At 34.3% G+C, this 15,464-nt stretch carries 16 protein-coding genes; 9 read left to right on the top strand and 7 right to left on the bottom strand.

Going from position 1 to position 15,464, the window contains the following annotated elements; genetic code table 11:
• Positions 1-93: 93 nt before the first annotated feature.
• Genes ccsA through ACTIEI_RS09245 form a run of 3 tightly spaced genes read left to right on the top strand, consistent with a single transcriptional unit; the run spans position 94 to position 2,447 of the window.
• Positions 94-774, top strand: coding sequence for a cytochrome c biogenesis protein CcsA (gene ccsA, locus ACTIEI_RS09255; RefSeq protein ID WP_439506004.1), 681 nt, complete (start codon positions 94-96; stop codon positions 772-774).
• Complete coding sequence (locus ACTIEI_RS09250) at positions 767-988, top strand: CcmD family protein (protein WP_439506003.1); 222 nt, start codon at positions 767-769, stop codon at positions 986-988. The genes ccsA and ACTIEI_RS09250 overlap by 8 nt, the downstream gene beginning before the upstream one ends.
• Positions 989-1,025: 37 nt before the next feature.
• Positions 1,026-2,447 carry a Glu/Leu/Phe/Val family dehydrogenase gene (locus ACTIEI_RS09245; RefSeq protein ID WP_439506002.1) on the top strand — a complete coding sequence of 474 codons (1,422 nt, stop codon included), beginning with the start codon at positions 1,026-1,028 and terminating at the stop codon, positions 2,445-2,447.
• Positions 2,448-2,500: 53 nt separating this feature from the next.
• On the opposite strand, the gene ACTIEI_RS09240 is transcribed toward ACTIEI_RS09245, so the two are convergent.
• The 4 genes from ACTIEI_RS09240 to ACTIEI_RS09225 form a co-directional block, all read right to left on the bottom strand.
• Positions 2,501-4,960 (bottom strand): hypothetical protein, encoded by a 2,460-nt coding sequence (locus ACTIEI_RS09240; RefSeq protein ID WP_439506001.1) that lies wholly within the window; start codon positions 4,958-4,960, stop codon positions 2,501-2,503.
• A 198-nt stretch (positions 4,961-5,158) separates the two neighbouring features.
• Positions 5,159-5,983 (bottom strand): GLPGLI family protein, encoded by an 825-nt coding sequence (locus ACTIEI_RS09235; RefSeq protein ID WP_439506000.1) that lies wholly within the window; start codon positions 5,981-5,983, stop codon positions 5,159-5,161.
• 55 nt (positions 5,984-6,038) lie between these two features.
• Entirely contained in the window at positions 6,039-6,389 is a 351-nt protein-coding gene (locus ACTIEI_RS09230) for a hypothetical protein (RefSeq protein WP_439505999.1), read from the bottom strand.
• A gap of 222 nt (positions 6,390-6,611) precedes the next feature.
• Positions 6,612-7,046, bottom strand: a complete 435-nt coding sequence (locus ACTIEI_RS09225; RefSeq protein ID WP_439505998.1) for a type I restriction enzyme HsdR N-terminal domain-containing protein — start codon at positions 7,044-7,046, stop codon at positions 6,612-6,614.
• A 66-nt stretch (positions 7,047-7,112) separates the two neighbouring features.
• Here ACTIEI_RS09225 and ACTIEI_RS09220 point away from each other — a divergent pair, with 66 nt between their 5' ends.
• A complete protein-coding gene (locus tag ACTIEI_RS09220) occupies positions 7,113-7,883 on the top strand; it encodes an AMP nucleosidase (RefSeq protein ID WP_439505997.1) in 771 nt (256 codons plus the stop codon).
• Here the strand turns inward: ACTIEI_RS09220 and ACTIEI_RS09215 are convergent.
• Positions 7,880-8,539, bottom strand: coding sequence for a heme exporter protein CcmB (locus ACTIEI_RS09215; protein ID WP_439505996.1), 660 nt, complete (start codon positions 8,537-8,539; stop codon positions 7,880-7,882). The two genes, ACTIEI_RS09220 and ACTIEI_RS09215, sit on opposite strands and share 4 nt — an antisense overlap.
• Positions 8,532-9,095, bottom strand: coding sequence for a thymidine kinase (locus tag ACTIEI_RS09210; RefSeq protein WP_439505995.1), 564 nt, complete (start codon positions 9,093-9,095; stop codon positions 8,532-8,534). Before ACTIEI_RS09210 ends, ACTIEI_RS09215 begins: the two co-directional genes overlap by 8 nt.
• A gap of 78 nt (positions 9,096-9,173) precedes the next feature.
• Here ACTIEI_RS09210 and ACTIEI_RS09205 point away from each other — a divergent pair, with 78 nt between their 5' ends.
• A complete protein-coding gene (locus tag ACTIEI_RS09205) occupies positions 9,174-9,812 on the top strand; it encodes a hypothetical protein (protein ID WP_439505994.1) in 639 nt (212 codons plus the stop codon).
• Here the strand turns inward: ACTIEI_RS09205 and ACTIEI_RS09200 are convergent.
• The gene (locus ACTIEI_RS09200) at positions 9,785-11,002 is read right to left on the bottom strand and encodes a 3-deoxy-D-manno-octulosonic acid transferase (protein WP_439505993.1); all 1,218 of its coding nucleotides are present in this window, start codon (positions 11,000-11,002) and stop codon (positions 9,785-9,787) included. The two genes, ACTIEI_RS09205 and ACTIEI_RS09200, sit on opposite strands and share 28 nt — an antisense overlap.
• Positions 11,003-11,112: 110 nt before the next feature.
• On the opposite strand from ACTIEI_RS09200, the gene ACTIEI_RS09195 reads away from it, so the two are divergent.
• The 4 genes from ACTIEI_RS09195 to rfbD are packed head-to-tail and all read left to right on the top strand — an operon-like array spanning position 11,113 to position 15,437.
• Positions 11,113-12,243 (top strand): DegT/DnrJ/EryC1/StrS family aminotransferase, encoded by a 1,131-nt coding sequence (locus ACTIEI_RS09195; protein WP_439505992.1) that lies wholly within the window; start codon positions 11,113-11,115, stop codon positions 12,241-12,243.
• Between the two features lie 6 nt (positions 12,244-12,249).
• Positions 12,250-13,551 carry a UDP-glucose dehydrogenase family protein gene (locus ACTIEI_RS09190; RefSeq protein WP_439505991.1) on the top strand — a complete coding sequence of 434 codons (1,302 nt, stop codon included), beginning with the start codon at positions 12,250-12,252 and terminating at the stop codon, positions 13,549-13,551.
• Between the two features lie 10 nt (positions 13,552-13,561).
• The gene (locus ACTIEI_RS09185; protein ID WP_295186152.1) at positions 13,562-14,545 is read left to right on the top strand and encodes a UDP-glucuronic acid decarboxylase family protein; all 984 of its coding nucleotides are present in this window, start codon (positions 13,562-13,564) and stop codon (positions 14,543-14,545) included.
• Positions 14,546-14,561: 16 nt separating this feature from the next.
• Positions 14,562-15,437 (top strand): dTDP-4-dehydrorhamnose reductase, encoded by an 876-nt coding sequence (gene rfbD, locus ACTIEI_RS09180; protein ID WP_439505990.1) that lies wholly within the window; start codon positions 14,562-14,564, stop codon positions 15,435-15,437.
• Positions 15,438-15,464 lie beyond the last annotated feature (27 nt).

The raw sequence follows: 15,464 nt of genomic DNA, 5'->3' as shown, positions 1-15,464 counted from the left end.
TACATATTACTAAGGTTTATTGAGTTGCTTTCACCTAATTTTGCAGCACTATTTAATAGTGCTTTGGGCACAGGACTGGCAAATAATTAATCAATGATTCGGAAGTATTGGTGGAAAATAATGTCAATTGCTTTGTTGGTCTATACCTGCACCTATGGTTTTTATGTGAAAGTGCCTAGGTTAGATGATCGAATGAAGGAATCTATTAGAAACTTCTTCTTTCATGTTCCAATGTGGTTTACCATGATGATTTTATTATTGGTGTCCATGATTTATTCTATTCGTTATTTACGCAATCCTACTCCAAAAAATGATGCTTATGCAGTGGCATTTGCTTCAACAGGGGTAATATATGGCATATTAGGTTTAGTTACTGGAGCTATTTGGGCCAACTATCAATGGGGAAGTCCTTGGAGCGGAGACCCTAAACAAAATGGAGCTGCCATTGCTATGTTAATTTATCTGGCTTATTTTGTTTTGCGTGGCAGTTTAAATGGGGATGATAAGAAGGGGAGGATTGGTGCAGTATATAATATTTTTGCTTTTTTCATGCTTTTTCCGACCTTATGGATATTGCCTAGATTAACTGAATCTTTGCATCCGGGGGGAGAAGGTGCAGAAGGTAATCCAGGCATTAATGGAAAAGATATGGATGTTCAAATGCGAACAGTGTTTTATCCAGCAGTTATTGGATGGACTCTTTTAGGTGTTTGGATCAGTACATTAAAAATTCGCTACGCTATGCTAGCAGAAAATAAATACAACAATGATTAAGATGCGATTGATTATTACAGCATTATTTTGCACAGTAGTTTCTTTTGTTGCAACCGCTCAGGAAAATACTTCAGACCTTGGATTAATGAGAAGTAACGGCAAGATTTTTGTAGTAATGGCGGTAGTGTTAACCATTCTTTTTGGTTTGTTTGCTTACTTGATAAGCATTGATAAAAAAATTTCTCGTTTAGAAAAAGAAGAACAACGTCAATAATTTTCATCATCGATAATAACCTATAAAACGATTGCCAATGTCGAATCATCAACCGTACAGCTTTTTTCACAGTGTTGAAAGAAGTTTTGATAAAGCAGCCAGTTTTACCAAGTGGGAAAAAGGCTTGCTTGAACAAATTAAAGCTTGTAACAGTATTTACAGTATGCGCTTTCCAGTAAAAATGGATGATGGCCGTATTGAAGTTATTGAAGCATATCGTGTACAACACTCTCAACACAAGTCGCCTTGTAAAGGTGGTATTCGATTCAGTGATGAAGTGAATCAAGATGAAGTGATGGCACTTGCCTCATTAATGACCTACAAATGTGCAATTGTGAATGTTCCATTTGGTGGAGGTAAAGGAGGAATTAAAATTAATCCTAAAAAATATTCCGTTTACGAGTTAGAAAAAATTACTCGTAGATATACCAGTGAATTAGTAAAGAAGAACTTTATTGGGCCTGGTATTGATGTTCCTGCTCCTGATTACGGAACTGGTGAGCGTGAAATGTCTTGGATTGTAGATACCTATGCTTCTTTAAAGCCAGGTGAAATTGATGCTGCTGGTTGTGTTACGGGTAAACCTGTAACCCAAGGAGGTGTGCGTGGAAGAAAAGAAGCTACAGGATTAGGTGTATTCTTTGGCATCCGTGAAGTATGTAATATGCCGGATGTAATGGAAAAATTGGGCTTAACCACTGGTGTAGTGGGTAAGACCGTAATCGTTCAAGGATTGGGTAACGTAGGTTACCACTCTGCAAAGTTTTTCCGTGAAAATGGTTCAAAAGTTATCGCGATTGCAGAATACGAAGGTGCAATTTTTAATGCCGATGGATTAAATGAAGAAGAAGTTTTCCAACATAGAAAGGCAACTGGTTCAATCTTAAATTTCCCTGGTGCTACCAATATTGCTAAGAGTACTGATGCATTAGAAATTGAATGCGATATCTTAATTCCTGCGGCTTTAGAAAACGTGATTAATGGAGATAATGCAGAAAGAGTAAAAGCAAAAATAATTGGAGAAGCAGCAAATGGTCCTTTGACTCCTGAAGCTGACGAAGTATTCGCTAAAAAAGGTGTTTTAGTAGTGCCTGATATGTACTTGAATGCAGGTGGTGTTACGGTGTCCTATTTTGAATGGTTAAAGAACCTTAGCCACGTTCGTTATGGTAGAATGGAAAAACGTTTTACAGAGAATTTAAATACCAAAATTCTTACACAGTTGGAGGAATTGACTGGTAAAACAGTAAGTGCAGCAGATCGTAATATCATTTTACATGGGCCTGAAGAAGTAGATTTAGTACACAGTGGTTTAGAAGAGTCAATGATTGCAGCTACAAGAGAAATCATGGCTATCTGGAAAGAAAATCCTTCTATCCCTGATATGAGAACTGCAGCCTATGTTTGCGCTATCAACAAAGTAGGAACTTCTTATACTGAATTAGGTATATTCCCATAGTAGATTAAATATTAAAAAAAAAATCCGAATCATATTTTGATTCGGATTTTTTTTTAAAGAGTAAATTGAGCTTTCATTAATATTTGAGTAGGCCTTAGTATAAAAAAATTATTTGTTATAGTATTAGCTGAGTAGGATACTGTCTCAAATTCTTTTACATTAAATATATTTTGTAATGACAATTCAAGATCCATTTTTTTACTAACAGCTTTTTTTCTAATTGCTATATCACCAAAAAGAAAATTTCGATTTGCTTTCGATTGTTGATTTATATGGGAGTGTTCTAAAATTATTTTTACAGGAAAATCTGTTATAAAGTTTAAGTGTATTGCTGCTGTTTGATTAAATATTTGGGTTTTATTCATCAAGTTGTTTTTTAATCCCGAATACAAAATCTGATATTGGGATGTATACTCAATGGAATGACTTTTTATGTTCGTCAAGATTTTAGAATTAAATCCTACCGTTTTTACATTAAATTCATCTTGTTTATTTGAAATCATTTGAATGCTAGATTTCTTTTGTAAAACCAGACCTAATGCGAAAGACCCATTTATTGAATGGATATACTTGCTTATATTAGATGAAAATACTGTACTTGTATTGGGGTTTAAATTATAAAATGCATTTCTTATTACTAAACTACCTGCGAAATTTTGATTGAAAAGTATATTGTCTATGTTGTTCTCAAAAGCAATGCTGCTATTGATAAATAGCATTTTTCGTACTTCCTTGAAATTTGCGCTTAGAGTAATTTTTCTTTGTTTTAAATTTGAAATGATGCTATTGCGATTCTGTAAAGTTCTATAGTCAGTTAAAATATATTGTTCTGTAGACAAGTATATAGGTAAATACATATCATTTGAATTTAACCTTAGCGTCATTGAAAAGTTACTATTCATAATATGTTGCATGGTCATGTCATAATTAAAGAATAATCTATTTATTGATTGCTCTTTTTCGGAATTATTGTTTTGAAATAAATAGTTTACGGGGATACTAAAGTTTATTTTTATTTTTTTTTGAATAAAATTTATTTTGAAATAATTATAAATGTTTATTTCTTTCCCAACTAAATTATTATTTAAACTATCATTAATATTTGTTAATAAATTTAATTCTCTTTTTAATAATTCTGTTTGATAAGATTGAGTTGTTAGAGAAATGCCAAAATTATTTTCAAATGAAAAAGCATTAATTTTTTTTGCATTTGTAATTGTAACATTAGTAAAGAAAGTATTTAAAGCAACTTTTTGTACTAAACTTTTGTAAGGATTATTATTATTAAAAAGATTATTGTATTTGCCTGGATTTATTTCTAGTTGTTGTGGCATCTGAGAATAACTTAGAAAATATGAAACTCCTTTTAAATTATTTGAATTTGTTTTTAAGAACATACCTTCATTTGAAATACTGAATTGTCTTGAAAGAATTTCTTGATCAGTTTTATCTTTTAAAATAATAGATGCTTCGTCTTTATCTATGTTAGCTTGAAAATTCAATCGGTTAGAATAATATCTCTTTTTTGTGTTAGATAAGTAATTTAAACTTCCTCTGATTAAGACTTCATTCTTTGTTGTTATTTGTTTTTCATTAATTCTAATTGTGTCGGACGGGAAAAAGTTGGTAATATTTGTTCCACTATTTTGGTTTTTCAGATTTTTAATTAAATCCAAGTTGAATTTTAATTCAGAATCAGTACTAATTTTTTTCAAATTGTTGATTGATAAAGTATGTAGGTTATTAAATAAAAATCTCTGATTACTCGTTAATGGTAGATTAGCGGTGGGTATTGAAAGAATTGGATTTTTTAGAATATTACCCTTTATGTAGTTGATAACATTATTGCTATTTAATAAATCAAGTTCTTTTTCATCATTTAAACCTGTATTATTATTTTTATATGAAACAATTGATTGATGATTCGAGCCAAATTGCATAGGAACTAACTCATTCTCATACATAAATGGGAATCCACCAACCCCTATTTTACCTCTTCCAATAATTTTATTTTTTGCATTATCGTTTAATTTAATATTTAGACCCGCTTGGTTTGATATTGCAAAACTATCGAGGGCTTTTATAGGTTGATGATTTTCTAAAATCTGTATCTGATCTACTGAATTTACAGGGATATTATTATTTGCTAAAGCATATTTGTCATCTAGAAGGTTCATTCCTTCAATGTAATATTTGTTTATTTGCTTTCCTTGGTATTTAATAACGCCACTTTCTGTTATTTCAATTCCAGGGAGTCTTTTGATTATGTCTGCAATTACTTGATCTTGATTTTTTACAAATGACTTTACACTATAGTTTATAGTGTCTCCTTTTTTATAGATGGGATTATTTTTAACCTTTATTTCTGGAAGTGTATCTTCTCCTATTTCAAGAGTTGCGGATTGTATATCATTCAATTCAGTTTTTGATTTTTTGAATACTTTTGATTTATAACCCCAAAGTGAATATTTGATAATAACACTGTCTAAGTTATTATGATTCAATTTGATCATGAATAGACCTTCGGTATTACTTATTCCATAAGCTAGTATTTTTTTATTTTGAAGATTTGATATTAAGACATTTACGTTAGATAGGGTTATTCCCTCCTTATTTCTAATTGAACCATTTATGATTATTTGTGTGTATAGTTTATTTGTAATAACTATATGTAATAGCATTATGAATATAATCTTTTTGTGCATTTTGATTTATTCATTTAATTCTATTGGATTATTTACTAGATTCTTTTTGTTTTGAGTATTTGACCCACCTTTATTTAATTGCATAACTGTACCGCCATTTTGCATGTTTGATCCATTTAAAGCTGCATTGATGAATCCACTCGGATTTTGTTTTATTGAATTAATTAATTGGTCAAACTCTTTTTTTGTCACTTTTTTATAAGCTTTTGGTAACTCAATTATCTGTTCAACTTTTTGTAATGTTTCTAATGAAAAAAATACACTATTTGAAAGGTCATAGGCTTCTATAATCAATCCAGGTAATCCATTAAGTTTCCAAGGCCCTGCATTTACAGGTATTTCTGGACAAAACCATGCGTTGTAAATTCTTCCTTTGAATTTTGCTTCTGCAAGCACACAATTTAATCCTTTAACTTCTTTCGTGCTATCTTGTATTTTCCAATCAATTTTATCAATTGAATTTTCGATTACAATCTTTTCTCCAATCCATGGATGGACAAAATAAAATTCATTTTTATCAAAAAAGTAGAATAACTCTTCAATTGTTCGTCTTGTATATTTTGTTTCAGTTATGTTTTTTGAATAGTCAGATGCAAGTAACGTTCTAGATTTTGAAATTGAATCATCGATATAACTGATATAACTTGAATATTTGTAAGAAAAATTATTAAACGTCAATAACATTTTTTCAGTATAAATACTATTTGGTAAGCTTGTATCTCTAAGATGTTTAAAAGTGTAAATTGCTTTACCACTAATTGATAATTTATTATTTTGTCCATTTAATGACACAATAAAAAAAAGTAGGAATAGAGTTATTAGATATTTCATTTGATTTATTTTAATGAGCGTTAGGAAACAAGTTCCTAACGCTTACTTTTTTGAATTAACAAGGATCAATTTCTTCAAGAACTTCAATAATCCAAGCTAACCGTCTTGCTTCATCCTGTGCATTCATGGTTGCCAACATAGCTGCAACTGGGGTTTCGCATTCACAACATACTGTTGATGTTGCGATAAGCATCCAACAGGTCCCTTCGATGGTACTTGACCGAGTTGCACAATTTTCCACCTTAAGCTTTGATTGGTTTTTGTTTGGAACATGAAATTGTAATGATTTGGAGGTTGCCACTTTTTTGGAATTGGGTTCTTCGTTGGAAACTAATTGGCTTGAAGAGGCAAAACTTGTTGAGAAAGCGCTAATTGCTAGAATTGCGCCGAGAACAATTTTTTTCATTTTTTATTGCTTTAACAAAACTCTGTCTATCGCCTTGAGTTATTTTTCGGCGTTCAATTTAATAGTGTTATGAAATCACTATCATAATTTTAAACTTTACAACCGGTTGTGAAATCTTAAGAAATGTTCTCAAATTATGATTAGCAAATATACCCCCCCCCCCTCGTATAAACAAAAGAAAATATATAATTATTTTATAATTATATATTTTCTTTTATTTGTTTAAATCGTTATATTAGGCATCGTTGAAATCTTATAAATTTCCCCTTCTTTTATAAAAACCCCGAATGATTCTATACCATTACTAAGTACCAAGTAGGGCACATTTAATTTTATATTGTAAATCAAGATTTGTTGTATGGTTTGTTCGGATAAAGGAACTTCTTGTTCCTTGCATTCAATTAACATCCAGGGAGAATTATTTTTGTAGACTAAAATATCTACTCTTTTTTTCAATTCTCCCAAGCGAATTTCTTTTTCTACCGCTATCAGTGAAGCAGGGAAATGCATTTCGTTGATTAAGTAATTCAACCAATTCTGCCTAACCCATTCTTCTTTGGTAAATATTACCCATTTCTTTCTGACTATGCACCAAACCTGTTTTTTCAGGTTGTCTGTTTTCAATTTTGGATGATAGTCAGGAAAGGGGATAAACATAGTTAAGCGGTGATTTGCTGTAAAAATGAGTACTAATTTGTATATTTACAAGTTAAACTGTTGAATATGAAATCAAGAGAAGAAATTGTGAACAATTGGTTGCCCCGCTATACGGGAGAAACTTTGGGAAATTTTGGTAAATATATTTTACTCACCAATTTCAGTAATTATGTAAAAATGTTTGCAGAATGGAACAATGTTCCAGTGGTGGGATTGGATCGTCCGATGCAATGTGCCACTGCAGATGGAATTACCATCATCAATTTTGGTATGGGAAGCCCTGGAGCCGCAACCATCATGGATTTACTAACTGCCATAGAGCCTGAAGCTGTATTATTTTTGGGCAAATGCGGAGGATTAAAGCGTAGAAATAAACTGGGTGATCTTATTTTGCCCATTGCAGCAATAAGAGGAGAGGGTACTTCCAACGACTATTTTCCACCTGAAGTTCCTGCTATGCCTGCGTTTGCTTTACAGAAAGCAATTTCTACCACCATTCGCGATTACGAAGTAGACTATTGGACAGGTACTGTGTATACCACCAACAGAAGGGTATGGGAACACGATGAAGAATTTAAAACCTATTTGCAAAAGGTAAGAGCGTATGCTATTGACATGGAAACAGCAACTATTTTTACGGTTGGGTTCTATAATAAAATTCCTACTGGAGCATTACTCTTGGTTAGTGATCAGCCAATGATTCCCGAAGGTATCAAAACAGAAGCAAGTGATTCCAAAGTAACTGCTCAGTTTGTAGATAAGCATCTAAAGATTGGTATAGATTCTTTGAAACAGTTAATCAATAATGGACTAACTGTAAGACACTTGCGTTTCTAGTCTTTCCAAAGAAAGGGAAACAAAATAATTGCAAGGGCAATGACCATTATATCTAATGCCCCCAATAAGCCTACCATTTGCCACCATCCATTTTGAATGGCAGAAGTAAATGCTGCTGAAGAAACTTTAGTCAATAACAAAAGTTGGGGAATGATGATGGGGAAGCCCATGATGGCCATCATGGCTGCTTGTTGTTGGGCTTTAGCTGCAATCGCTGCAAGAAAAGTGAATACCAAACTTAAACTAACACCTCCCAATAAACTAATCAGCACAAATTCACCCATTCTGATAACAGGGCTTCCAAGTAATAAAGTGAATATGGCTAAACTTAAGATATTCATGAAAAGCATTAATAGTGCATTAAATAGGAGCTTAGCTAAAACAAAATGGGTAGGAGATGCGATGGAATAGTAGTACAACATCCTGCCCTTATTTTCTTGCAAAAAACTTTTAGCAACTGCATTAATGCATACAAATAGTTGTAATACCCAAAACAGGCCATTCCATACTTTTTCTTCAGGTTGACCCATAGTTAGGTATACCACAAAAGTGGTGGAAGCAATATATAGTAGCACACCGTAGAAACTATATTGCTGCCTTGCTTCGAGCAACAAGTCTTTCTTAATGAGGGTTAATATCAATCGGTTATTAGTCATGGAAACAATTTCTACAACGAGGTTCGTATGTTTCTTTCTCCCCTAAAAGCACTTGACTTTCATTGCTTGTTTTTCTAAAAGAAATATTTGCAATATTGCCACACTTCATGCAAATAGCGTGCAATTTGGTTATATAATCAGCTGTAGCCAACAAATAAGGCATTTGTCCAAATGGTTTGCCCATATAATCCATATCTAGTCCAGCTACTATCACACGAACCCCTTTCAGTGCCAATTTTTCGCAAACCGATACAATTTCAGCATCAAAAAACTGTGCTTCATCAATGCCCACTACATCAACGTCTTGCGCCATCAATAAAATGGTTTGAGAATTTTCAATTGGGGTTGATGGGATTACATTGGCATCATGGCTTACTACATCATTATCATCGTATCTTTTATCTACTGCGGGTTTGAAAATCTCCACTTTTAGGTTGGCAATCTTTGCTCGTTTCAGTCTTCTGATTAATTCCTCGGTTTTTCCGCTGAACATACTCCCGCAAATGACTTCAATCCAGCCCCTTCTTTCTCCTGTTAAATTTGGTTCTATAAACATGTAACAATAAAATAGCTTAAAATTCGTTTTAGACTTTTGGATGGTCCATTTAGTCACCCCCCAAAAGTATTGCTTCCTATGGAAAGAGTAGGCACTTTAATCAATAAATTGCAAGATCAATTTAATCGGCAAGAATCGGCAGACAAATTGGCTATAACAGCTCAATTATTATTAGCTGAATTGCAAATGCTTAAACCAGTTGTTGCCAATAAAACAAAAGTAGCCGTGGTAATGCCACACGTGGCTTTTACCTCACCAATTGTGAAGCCAGCGGTTAAAAAACAAGAAATTTCCATTGGATTATTTGATGAATTAATTGACTACCCAAAGCAAACACAGAAAGTATTTCAAGCTCAATCAGCTGAAGTAAAGCCTTCAGTTGTAAAAGAAGTAAATGAATTGTTGATTAACGATATTCCCGAAATGAATGAGCACTTAAAGGAATACACTGTAGAAGTTGCCACATTGTTAGATGAAACGCCAGTAAAAGATTTAAAGAAAGCAATTAGTATTAATGATCGTTATTTATTCATCAATCATTTGTTTAGGGGAGATGAAAATATGTACGAACGCAGCATTAAAACAATAAATAGCTTTAATATTTTTGCTGAAGCCCAATATTGGATCAAAAGAGAGTTGAAAGTAAAACTGAGCTGGTCTGATGAAAACCCTACCGTACAGCTTTTTGATCAATTGGTTAAAAGGCGGTTCGCTTGAATATAATCAAGAATGCCGACTGATGCTCCTGCTTTGGATTGGATATAAGCTTTTCCTGCATCTCCAGCAGCCTGTGCTTTATTAGGATTATTCAATAAGTCATTGAGCAAGTCCTCCATTTCTAGTGCAGTTTCCGCACTAAAAGCTGCGCCTATTTCAAGCATTTCTACTGCTTCTAAATACTTATCATAAACAGGTCCAAAAACAATCGGTTTCCCAAAGACCGCGGCTTCTAGGGTGTTGTGAATACCCTCACTGCTAAAGCCGCCTCCAATAAAAGCGATTGTGGCATAATAGTACAATGAACTTAACATACCAATATTATCGATAATTAAAGTTTGAAAATTGGCTCGCTTAGCATCTGCTAACGCTTCATATTCGGAAAGTAAAATGGCAGATGGATAACGTTGCAAACATTCGCCTAATCTTTCTGTACTAATTTGATGTGGTGCAATGATGAATTTTTCATTGCGGTGAACTTTGGTAAAATGTTGCAATACTTTATCGTCATCGCTCCAAGTACTTCCGGCAACTATAATGTTGTGATTGCCACAAAATTGTTCCACAACAACAAATTGTTTTCTTGCTGCTGCTATGGTAAGTACTCTGTCAAATCTGGTGTCTCCAGATATAGTGATAAGATTGGGTTTTACTAGATCTTTGATCAAGCTATGCGAACCTATATCTTGTATAAAAAAATGACTAAAAAAAGCTAGCATCTTTCTATAAAATCCGCCATACCATTTAAAAAATAATTGATCCGATCTAAAAATTCCGGATACTAGTAGGGTGGGGATCTGCTGTCTCTTTAATTCTGCTAAATAAAAATACCAAAACTCATATTTGATGAAAATTGCTATTGAGGGTTTGGTTATTTCAATGAATTTAACTGCATTAGAAGGACTATCCATGGGTAAATAAAATACCCAGTCCGCCAAAGGATGATTTTTCCTAACCTCATAACCAGAGGGCGAAAAAAAAGTTACTAATAAACGATAATGGGGATATTGTTTTTTTAATAGTTCAACAACAGGTAAGCCTTGTTCGAATTCGCCTAATGAAGCGGCATGCATCCAAATAACTGGATGGGTATTCGATTGCATTTGCTTTTGTATAAGTAAAATAAGCCCTTTTCGCCCCTTCACCCATAATGCCGCTTTGGTATTAAAAGGCGCTAATAGCTTTGCCATTAAAGGATATAGCCGAATGAATAAAAAGTATGCCCATTTCATGCAAGAACAAATGTACACTCAAATCTTTGTTGTTGATTTTGTAGTAATTTTGCATATAAATTTATACTATGCGGCCCATTCAAATGGTGGACACCCATTCACAATACCTTGCTATAAAACCAGAAGTGGATGCTGCCATTCACGAAGTCTTAGATACAGCAGCTTATATTAACGGAAAAGCAGTTCAACAATTTACCCAATCATTAGGAGAATATTTGCAAGTAAAGCATACCATTCCTTGTGCAAACGGCACCGATGCATTGCAAATTGCTATGATGGCGTTGGGATTACAGCCTGGGGATGAAGTTATTACTCCTTCTTTTACCTATATCGCTACCACTGAAGTAGTGGCATTGCTGAAGTTAACTCCTGTTTTTGTAGAAGTAGATCCTCATACTTTTTGTATTGATCCGGAATCTGTACGTAAAGCCATTACACCTAAAACAAAAGCAATAGTGCCCGTGCATTTATATGGACATGCGGCACCAATGGAAGAAATTATGGCTATTGCAAATGAGCATGGATTATATGTAATTGAAGATAATGCGCAAGCGATAGGTTGTGATTATACTTTTTCAGATGGTACCAAAAAGAAGACTGGTACTATTGGAACCATTGGAGCAACCAGTTTTTATCCGTCAAAAAATTTAGGTGCTTATGGAGATGGTGGTGCAATTTTTACCAATGATGATGCATTAGCACACCAAATGAAAATGATAGCAAATCATGGTCAACAAAAACGCTATTACCATGAAGTGGTAGGCTGTAATTCAAGATTAGATTCTATACAAGCAGCTGTGTTAAATATCAAGCTCAAAAAATTAGATGAATATAATGCTGCAAGGCAAGCTGTTGCAGCCTTTTACAATAAAGCATTTTCCAATCATCCTTGCATTATTACTCCGCATGTTGCTGATTATAGTACCCATGTTTACCATCAATATACTTTACAATTAAAAGGGGTAGACCGAGAGGGCTTGGTTGCTTATTTAGCAGAGCATAAAATCCCCTCAATGATTTATTACCCAGTACCTGGGCATAAACAAGATATGTTTGCTTCATTTGGTTTAAAAGAAATTTTACTTTCTGTGACCGATGAGTTAACAAATTCCGTAATTTCTCTTCCAATTCATACTGAAATGAATGAAGAACAGTTAAATTACATAGTCACTCATGTTTTAAACTTTATTAATAAATAAATATTTATGAAAATTGCAGTAGTTGGAACAGGTTATGTTGGACTAGTAACGGGTACCTGTTTTTCAGAAACCGGGAATAAAGTTACTTGTATCGATATTGATCAGAAAAAAGTAGAAAAGTTGTCTAATGGAGAAATCACCATTTACGAGCCAGGCTTAGAAAAAATATTTTTACGAAATTTAAGAGAAGGCCGTTTAACTTTCACCACCAATTTAGCTGAGGGTGTTAAAGATGCGGAAATTGTGTTCTTAGCCTTACCGACTCCTCCTGGAGAAGGTGGCGCTGCGGATTTACGTTATGTTTTAGGGGTTGCAAAAGACCTTGGTAAAATCATGACCGATTATAAAGTGTTGGTTGATAAAAGTACTGTACCTGTAGGAACTGCAGAGAAAGTACATGCAGCAGTTGCTGAAAACTACAAAGGCGAATTTGATGTGGTGAGTAACCCAGAGTTTTTAAGAGAAGGGGTAGCCGTAGATGATTTCATGAAACCTGATCGTGTAGTAGTTGGTACTCAATCGGAGAGAGCTAAAAAATTAATGTCTGATTTATACGCTCCTTTTGTTCGTCAAGGTAATCCAGTGATTTTTATGGATGAAAAATCTGCTGAGTTAACCAAATATGCAGCCAATTCTTTCTTGGCTACCAAAATATCTTTTATGAATGAAATTGCTCAACTCTGCGAAAAAGTAGGTGCAGATGTTGATATGGTTAGAAGGGGAATTGGGTCTGACGACCGAATTGGTAAACGTTTCTTATTTCCGGGAATAGGATACGGTGGAAGCTGCTTTCCTAAAGATGTGCAGGCGTTAATCATGTCTTCTGAAGAAGTGAATTACGATTTTAAAATTTTGAAAGCCGTAGAAGAGGTAAATGAAGCACAGAAGTTACACTTGATTCCAAAAATTGAAAAATACTTTAATGGAGATTTAAAAGATAAACACTTTGCCCTTTGGGGATTGGCATTCAAGCCCAATACAGATGATATCAGAGAAGCACCAGCTTTGTATTTGATTGATGCATTAACTGCAGCAGGTGCAACAGTTACCGCTTATGATCCAGAAGCTATGCCAAATGTAAAGAACAGCATTGGGGATAAAATTAAATATGCCGATAGTCAATATGGTGCACTAAAAAATGCAGATGCGTTGATTATTGCAACAGAGTGGAGTGAGTTCAGAACCCCCGATTTTGAAGTAATTGATAGCTTATTGAAGGGCAAAGCAATATTTGATGGAAGAAACTTATTTGAAGTAAAATATATTACCGACATGGGCTATCATTACGAAAGTATTGGTCGTCACTAAATCAACAATTATGTCTCAAAAACGTGTTTTAATAACTGGCGCTGCTGGATTCTTGGGTTCACATTTATGTGATCGTTTTATTAAAGAAGGGTTCAAGGTAGTAGGAATGGATAACCTAATTACAGGTGACCTCCGCAACATTGATCACCTCTTTAAGTTGGAAGACTTTGAATTCTATCACCACGATGTTTCCAAGTTTATTCATGTACCTGGTCCTATTGATTATATCCTACATTTTGCTTCTCCTGCAAGCCCTATTGATTATTTAAAGATTCCGATTCAAACCTTAAAAGTAGGTGCATTGGGAACACATAATTGTTTGGGATTAGCAAAAGCAAAAGGAGCTAGAATGTTGGTTGCTTCTACCAGTGAAGTGTATGGAGATCCGATGGTGCATCCTCAAACAGAAGAGTATTGGGGTAATGTAAATCCGGTAGGTCCAAGAGGGGTGTACGATGAAGCCAAGCGTTTCATGGAATCCATCACTCGAGCATACTATACATTCCACGGAGTTGAAACACGGATCGTTCGTATATTCAATACCTATGGTCCTAGAATGCGACTGAATGATGGTCGTGCATTACCTGCATTTATTGGGCAAGCATTGCGTGGAGAAGACTTAACTGTATTTGGTGATGGTAGTCAAACCCGTTCATTCTGTTATGTAGACGATTTAATCGAAGGGATCTATCGTTTGTTAATGAGTGATTATACCATGCCAGTGAATATTGGTAATCCTCATGAAATTACCTTAAAGGATTTTGCTGAAGAAGTGTTGAAACTAACTGGATCTTCTGTTAAAATAATTTACAAAGAATTACCTGTAGATGATCCTAAACAAAGAAAACCAGATATCTCCAAAGCAAAATCTATTTTAGGATGGGAGCCTAAGGTAGAGCGTGCAGAAGGTTTGGCGAAGACCTACGAATATTTTAAATCTTTGCCCAAAGAAGAGTGGTCTAAACAACCCAAAGAATTTTATACAGGTAAATAACTTTAGAAATATTAATATGAGGCCAATTATTGTAGTTACTGGAAAGAATGGACAACTAGGATGGGAACTGCAACAATTGGCTTCTGCTTTTGAAGATCGTTACCAATTTTTTTTTACGGATCGTACTCAATTGGATTTATCCAATATTGGTAGTGTTTACCCTTTTTTTGAAACGATAAAGCCACAATATTTTATTAATTGTGCTGCTTATACAGCGGTAGATAAGGCTGAATCAGATCAAGATACAGCAATGGCAATCAATGCAACTGTTGTTGGTGAAATTGCTGCTTGTTGCGAAGAATTTAATTGCAAACTTATTACGATTTCTACTGATTATGTTTTTAATGGTAAGGGGGTTGCCCCTTATAAAGTAGACACCCCTACTGATCCTGTTAATTATTATGGAGCTACTAAAGCAATTGGAGAGCAATTGGCAATTACCAATAATCCTGCTGCAATCATCATTCGTACTTCTTGGGTCTACAGTGCGCATGGAAATAATTTTGTAAAAACCATGTTGCGATTGATGAATGAACGTCCTGAAATCAAAGTAGTGAACGATCAAGAAGGCTGCCCAACTTATGCTGCTGACTTAGCAGCAGCAATCATGCAAATTGTTCAGCATCATTCAGAAGGAAATCATGTTGCTGGTATTTTTCATTACAGTAATACAGGGGCGATTACTTGGTTTCAATTTGCTCAAGCTATCAAAGAGGAAGCAGGGCTTTCAACCAATATTTTGCCGATTCCTTCATCAGCGTTTCCAACTCCAGCCAAACGACCTTCATATTCAGTTATGGACGTTCAAGACATAGCCACTGTTTTTGGAGTTGAGTTAAAGCCTTGGAAAGAGAGCTTGAAGTATTGCTTGTCTAGCATTCTTCTGAAGTAAATTTCAGCCATTTTTTCTTATAAACAT

The organism is Sediminibacterium sp., from assembly GCF_051860225.1.
Lineage (GTDB): Bacteria > Bacteroidota > Bacteroidia > Chitinophagales > Chitinophagaceae > Sediminibacterium.
The sequence above is the reverse complement of the archived record's forward strand: the minus strand, read 5'-3'. Positions and strand labels throughout refer to the sequence as shown.

What these genes read in the sequence shown, in the direction of transcription:
- ACTIEI_RS09190 (WP_439505991.1), top strand. Translation starts at nt 12,250, where the DNA reads ATGAAAATTGCAGTAGTTGGAACAGGTTATGTTGGACTAGTAACGGGT.
- ACTIEI_RS09235 (WP_439506000.1), bottom strand. Translation starts at nt 5,983, where the DNA reads ATGAAATATCTAATAACTCTATTCCTACTTTTTTTTATTGTGTCATTA.
- ACTIEI_RS09220 (WP_439505997.1), top strand. Translation starts at nt 7,113, where the DNA reads ATGAAATCAAGAGAAGAAATTGTGAACAATTGGTTGCCCCGCTATACG.
- ACTIEI_RS09185 (WP_295186152.1), top strand. Translation starts at nt 13,562, where the DNA reads ATGTCTCAAAAACGTGTTTTAATAACTGGCGCTGCTGGATTCTTGGGT.
- ACTIEI_RS09250 (WP_439506003.1), top strand. Translation starts at nt 767, where the DNA reads ATGATTAAGATGCGATTGATTATTACAGCATTATTTTGCACAGTAGTT.
- ACTIEI_RS09195 (WP_439505992.1), top strand. Translation starts at nt 11,113, where the DNA reads ATGCGGCCCATTCAAATGGTGGACACCCATTCACAATACCTTGCTATA.
- ACTIEI_RS09225 (WP_439505998.1), bottom strand. Translation starts at nt 7,046, where the DNA reads ATGTTTATCCCCTTTCCTGACTATCATCCAAAATTGAAAACAGACAAC.
- ccsA (WP_439506004.1), top strand. Translation starts at nt 94, where the DNA reads ATGATTCGGAAGTATTGGTGGAAAATAATGTCAATTGCTTTGTTGGTC.
- ACTIEI_RS09245 (WP_439506002.1), top strand. Translation starts at nt 1,026, where the DNA reads ATGTCGAATCATCAACCGTACAGCTTTTTTCACAGTGTTGAAAGAAGT.
- ACTIEI_RS09230 (WP_439505999.1), bottom strand. Translation starts at nt 6,389, where the DNA reads ATGAAAAAAATTGTTCTCGGCGCAATTCTAGCAATTAGCGCTTTCTCA.
- ACTIEI_RS09210 (WP_439505995.1), bottom strand. Translation starts at nt 9,095, where the DNA reads ATGTTTATAGAACCAAATTTAACAGGAGAAAGAAGGGGCTGGATTGAA.
- ACTIEI_RS09240 (WP_439506001.1), bottom strand. Translation starts at nt 4,960, where the DNA reads ATGATCAAATTGAATCATAATAACTTAGACAGTGTTATTATCAAATAT.
- ACTIEI_RS09205 (WP_439505994.1), top strand. Translation starts at nt 9,174, where the DNA reads ATGGAAAGAGTAGGCACTTTAATCAATAAATTGCAAGATCAATTTAAT.
- rfbD (WP_439505990.1), top strand. Translation starts at nt 14,562, where the DNA reads ATGAGGCCAATTATTGTAGTTACTGGAAAGAATGGACAACTAGGATGG.
- ACTIEI_RS09200 (WP_439505993.1), bottom strand. Translation starts at nt 11,002, where the DNA reads ATGGCAAAGCTATTAGCGCCTTTTAATACCAAAGCGGCATTATGGGTG.
- ACTIEI_RS09215 (WP_439505996.1), bottom strand. Translation starts at nt 8,539, where the DNA reads ATGACTAATAACCGATTGATATTAACCCTCATTAAGAAAGACTTGTTG.